Raw genomic sequence first — 5152 nt, 5'->3', positions numbered from 1 at the left:
CTCCGCCGTCGCCGCCGGACTGCCCGCCCCGCTGCCGCGCCCCGACGACCCGGCCGCGGCCCAGTTGCGCATGCCCGAACCGCTCGGTCCGCGGGCGGTCGTACGGCAGTTGGAGAGGTTCCTGGGCGGTGACGGCCCGGGCACGAGCGCGGAGGTCCGGCTGCGGCTGTGCCGGGCCCATCTGGCGGCGCGGGAGGCCCTGCCGCCGGAGCACACCAGGGACCGCGGCAGGGAACTGGACGGAGCGCGGCGGCATCTGCGCGAGGCGGAGGCGGCCCTGGGGGCGGCACCGGACGAGCGGCCCGCCCCGGACTGGCGCATCGCCTGGCACCGCGGCCTGCTCCACCTCGCCGGGGGTGAAGTGGAGTGCGCCGAGGGGCACTTCGCCGAGGTCTACGGCGCGCTGCCGGGCGAGTACGCCCCCAAGCTGGCGCTCGGCTACTGCGCCGAGCACCGCGGTGAACCGGAGCGGGCCGAACGCTTCTACCACGCGGTGTGGCGGCGCAACCCGCAGCAGGGCAGCGCCGCCTTCGGCCTGGCCCGGGTCCATCTGGCCCGGGGCGACCGCGAGCGCGCCACCGAGGTGCTCGACGGGGTGACGCCCACCTCGCGGCACTACGACGCCGCCCGGATCGCGGCGGTGCGCATCCGCGCCGCCCGGCTGGCGCCGGAGCCCGGCGGCCTGCCCGACTGGCGCGGCCTGGCGGCCGTACGGGAGGAGCTGCCCGCTCTGGAACTCGACGGCGGCGCGGGCGTCGGCCCCGAACGCACCCGCCTGACCGCCGAGATCCGCGAGTGGGCGCTGGACTGGATCCAGCGGGTCGCCGGCGGGGTGAGGGAGGCCGGTGGCGCGGGCGGTACGGGCGGCGGTGCGGACGGCGCGGGCGGCGGATGGGCGGAGGACCGCGCGCGCCTGGCGGAACTGACCGGCGAGCTGTTCGGCGGCGGCCCGGGCAGACCGCCCACCGAACGCGGACTGCGCACGCTGCTGTCGTGGTCCTTCCACGACATGGCCCGGCTGCCCGGCACCACCCCGGATCAGCACGAACACCTCGAGGACTGCTCCAACGCGGTCTTCCCCCGCACCTGGTTCGTCCGGCCGTCCGGCCGGGCCGACCACCGAACGAGCAGGGAGTCGGCCCGATGACCGACACCGCGCGGGACTTTGCCACCGAGGCGGCGGGCGGCGCGGCCCCCGGCCGCCCGCGCGTGGACATGACGGTGGAGACCGCCCACGAGCAGTACGCCCCCGGCCGAAGCGGCGCTCCCGGCGGCGGCCACGAGGTGCAGGTGATGGTGAGGATCCGGGCGCGGGGGCTGGAGGCCGCCGCTCCGCGCCACCCCCCGGAGCGCTCCGAGGTGATCGTCATCGACTGCTCCGGCTCCATGGGACACCCTTCCGCGCGTAAGATCGCCGCCGCCCGCAGGGCGGCCGCGGCGGCGATCGAGATGCTCCCGGACGGCACCCACTTCGCCCTGGTCGCGGGTACGGACACCGCCCGCGTCGTCCACCCGCGGTGCGATCCGGCCTCGCCCGCCACCGTCGCGGCCTCGCCCGCCTCCCGGGCCGACGGAGCCCGCGCGGCCCTCACTCTGGAGGCCCACGGCGGCACCCGGATCTCCTCCTGGCTGTCGCTGGCCCGCACACTGCTCACCGCGCGCCCCGACACCGCCTTCCGGCACGCCCTGCTGCTGACCGACGGCGTGGACCAGCACGGACGGACCGAGGAGCTGCGGCGTGTACTGGACGACTGCGCGGGCGAGTTCGAATGCGACGCGCTCGGCATCGGAGAGGGCTGGGACGCCGAGCAGCTCAGGGAGATCGCCGACCGGCTGCGCGGGCGCGTGGAGGCGGTCGTCGACGACCCCCCGGACGCCGGCGACCCCCGGGACGCCGGCCGCGCCGGCGAGGGGCTCGGCGAGCAGCTCACCCGCCTCTTCCGGGAACTGGTCGGAGCCTCCACGCGCAGGAAGCTGTCCCGGCTCGCCCTGGCCGTGCACACCGGCCCCCGGGCGTCGGTCGCCCTCTTCCGCCAGGTCAACCCGGCCGTGCTGGACCTGACCGGCACCGCCGTCCGCGACGGCGACCGGACGCTCCTGCCCACCGGGGCGTGGGGCGAGGAGACCCGCTGGTACGAACTGAGGCTGCGCGTGGACCCCGGCCACCCGTCCGTCCGCGAGACCGGGGAGGCACGGATCGCCTCCCTGGGACTGGAGGCCGACGCCGCCGCGGGCGTGGTGCTGCCGCGCGAGGAGCGGATCGCCGTCCGGTGGATCGGACAGGCGCCGCCGACCGATCTCGGCGTGGCCGGACGACACTTCCGGCGCTACACCGAGCTGGAGGAGGCCACCCGCGCCGGCTGCGCCGCCCTGGGCCGGCACGACGTCCCCCGCGCCGAGCGGGAGCTGGGACGAGCGGTGCGCCTGGCGTACGAGTTGGGCGACGCCTCGCACCTGACCCGGCTGCGCGCGCTGGTGACCGTGGAGAACGCCGCCGTCGGCCTGGTGCGTGTCCGCGACGCCGTCGACCCCGGCCATCTGCGGACGCTGATCGCCAGAAGCAGCCGCACCGCGCCCCCGCCGGAGGCGGGCGGCGACGCACCCCCGCCCCCGGGCGCGCCCGGGGACGGCGCGCCCGGAGAGGCCGGCGCCGGGCACAGCGAGAAGCCGCCCGTGCGCTGCCGCCGGTGCGCCGAGTGGGTGCGCCCGGACCGGTTCTGCGAGAGTTGCGGGCACCCCCTGGGGGAGGACCGGTGATCGGCACCCGGTGGCTGCTGGTGACCCAGCTGGCCTCGCTGGTGGTGCTGGCCCTGCTCGCGGCGGCCGTGCTGTTCGCCGCGTACGACGACACCCACCGCCGCCCCGCCGCCGTCCGGGACCGGACCGCGCCGGCCGTGCTGGAGGTCGCCGCGGCCCGCGGCGCGCTGGTCAACGCCCACCTGGCCGCCCGCGACCACCTGGCCTCCGAACTGGTCGACGGCGCCGGCACCGACGAGACGTACCGCACCTACATGGCGGCGGCCACCCAGAGCCTGTCGCGGATAGCCGACCGGCAGGTCGCGCAGGAGGAGGGCAAGCGGGAGCTGAGCACCGTCATCGCCCTGCTGGTGGTCTACCAGGAGGCCATCGGCCGGGCGATCGAGCACGCGGAGGACGAGGCGCTGAGCCGGGCGTGGCGCGCGAGCGCCGACACCATCATCAACCGCGGGGGGACCGGCATCCTCGCGCGGCTCGACGGCCTCCAGCGCGACCAGCTCCGGCGGCTGGGGGAGCAGACGGAACTCACCGACGCCCGGCGGGAGCTGTGGTGGTGGGTGGAGAAGGCCCCGCTCGTGCCGCTGCTGGCGCTGGTCGTGGTGCAGTGGCAGCTCCAGCGGCGCTTCCCCCAGCGGCTGAACCCCTTCCTGCTGCTGGCCTGCGCGGTCCTGCTGGCCTCCTGGCTGCCGGTGCGGTGGGCCGCGGACACCCAGAAGGGCCTGGACGAGGCCCGCCGGGAGCTGGTGGCGGTCGCCGAGCCGCAGCAGGGGGCGAAGGCACGCGGGGAGTTGCCCCGGGGGGAGCCGGAGGAGACCAGGGCCGCCATCACCGGTGCGCGCACCCGGGTCGAGGAGGTCCTGGACGAGACGTCCGGGAGCGGGCGGCTGGCCGGCCTCATACCGGCCGGGGGCGCCGCGGTCGCGCTGCTGTCCTGGGCCGGACTGCAGCGGCACCTGAGCCAGTACAGGTTCCGGCCGTGACGGGCGGGCGCGTGACGGGCGGCCGTACGAGGCGCGCGCGTACGAGGAGCGTGCGCGGGGCGCGTACGGCCGCGCTCGGCGCGCTGTCCCTGCTGCTGGCGCTGGCGGGCCCGGTGGGCTGCGCCGGGGACACCGCGGAGCCCCGCCGCACCCTGACCGTCCTCGGCCCGTGGACGGGGGCCGAGCAGCAGCCCTTCGAGGAACTGCTGGGCCTGTTCGAGGCCGAGCACGGGGTGTCCGTCGAGTACCAGGGCACCACGGCGAACCGCGAGGTCCTGCTCTCCGGACTGCTGGCCGGCGACCCTCCCGACATCGCGGTCCTGCCCGTCCTCGGAGATCTGGTCGACTACGAGCGCGAGGGCTTCCTGGAGCCGCTGGAGAAGGGGGTCGTGGACGAGGAGAAGTACGACGGCGGGCCCTGGCTGGCACAGCCGGCCGGGATGGAGGAACGCCACTGGATCCCGGTGAAGGTCGATCTCAAGAGCATCGTCTGGTACCGGAAGGGCACGGAGCCGGACCTCGCGCGCGCGGACGCGGACCGCTGGTGCGTCGGCATGGGCTCCGACGCCACCTCCGGCTGGCCCGGCAGCGACTGGATCGAGGACATCCTCCTCCAGAGGTCGGGCCCCGAGGTCTACGCGGACTGGGTGACCGGTGAGATGGAGTGGACGGACGGCCCCGTGGTGGAGGCGTGGGAGACCTGGGGCGAGTTCATGTCCGGCGACGGCGGAAGGGCGGCCCGCGAAGCGCTGACCACCGACCACCGCGGCCCGGAGGGCGGCAACGGACTGCTCTTCGGCACGGGCCCGGGCGGCGGCTGCGACCTGGAGCACCAGGGCAGCTTCGCCCGCCATCTGTACGGCCCCAGGGCACCGGGGGCCGACTTCGTCCCCTCGCCCCGGCTGCTGCCCGGGGCCGCCGACCGCGACGGCCGCGACCGGGAGGTCTCCGCCGACTTCGCGGCGATGTTCCGCGAGAGCCCCGAGGCGCAGGACCTGATGCGCTTCCTGGCCTCCCGCAGGGCGCAGCGGGTCTGGGCGAAGGACGAAGCGGCCTGGGCCAGGGGCGAGATCCCCTTCTTCTCCGCCCACGAGGACGTGGGCGAGGAGAGGTACCCAGCCGGCGGCGGGGACACCGTCAGCCGCCGCATAGTGCGGGAACTGGAGGGGGCCCGGCGGCTCTGCCTGGACGCCTCGGACGTCATGCCGCCCATGATCCGCCGTGTCTTCTACGAGAAGGTCCTGGAGTTCCTCGCCGATCCGGGGCAGGACCCCACAGGGCTGCTGGAGCGGATCCAGGAGGTCCAGGAGGAGTCCGGGCGGCAGTACGTCCAGCGGTTCCGGCGGAAGCCGGACCGGCTGGACCAGGTCTGCCGGTGACCGGCTGCCCTCCCCGTACCGCCTCCCCGTACCGCC

General features: G+C 76.2%; 4 protein-coding genes. All 4 read left to right on the top strand.

Annotated elements, in window-relative coordinates; genetic code table 11:
* A partial coding sequence (locus L7D48_RS25445; protein ID WP_237882901.1) for a tetratricopeptide repeat protein occupies window positions 1-1147 on the top strand: 1147 nt, incomplete at its 5' end.
* A complete protein-coding gene (locus L7D48_RS25440) occupies window positions 1144-2757 on the top strand; it encodes a vWA domain-containing protein (protein ID WP_237882900.1) in 1614 nt (537 codons plus the stop codon). The genes L7D48_RS25445 and L7D48_RS25440, both read left to right, overlap by 4 nt.
* Window positions 2754-3737 carry a hypothetical protein gene (locus tag L7D48_RS25435; RefSeq protein WP_237882899.1) on the top strand — a complete coding sequence of 328 codons (984 nt, stop codon included), beginning with the start codon at window positions 2754-2756 and terminating at the stop codon, window positions 3735-3737. Before L7D48_RS25440 ends, L7D48_RS25435 begins: the two co-directional genes overlap by 4 nt.
* A gap of 50 nt (window positions 3738-3787) precedes the next feature.
* Complete coding sequence (locus L7D48_RS25430; protein ID WP_237882897.1) at window positions 3788-5116, top strand: ABC transporter substrate-binding protein; 1329 nt, start codon at window positions 3788-3790, stop codon at window positions 5114-5116.
* The last annotated feature ends 36 nt before the right edge of the window (window positions 5117-5152 follow it).

The sequence above is a fragment of the Streptomyces sp. ICN903 genome, assembly GCF_022015835.1.
Classification (GTDB): domain Bacteria; phylum Actinomycetota; class Actinomycetes; order Streptomycetales; family Streptomycetaceae; genus Streptomyces; species Streptomyces fenghuangensis.
Note: the sequence above shows the minus strand (reverse complement) of the source record. Positions and strands in the feature narration are given on the sequence as shown.

Bases quoted from the DNA above. Each gene is read 5' to 3' on its own strand.
- L7D48_RS25440 (WP_237882900.1), top strand. From the start codon at position 1,144: ATGACCGACACCGCGCGGGACTTTGCCACCGAGGCGGCGGGCGGCGCG.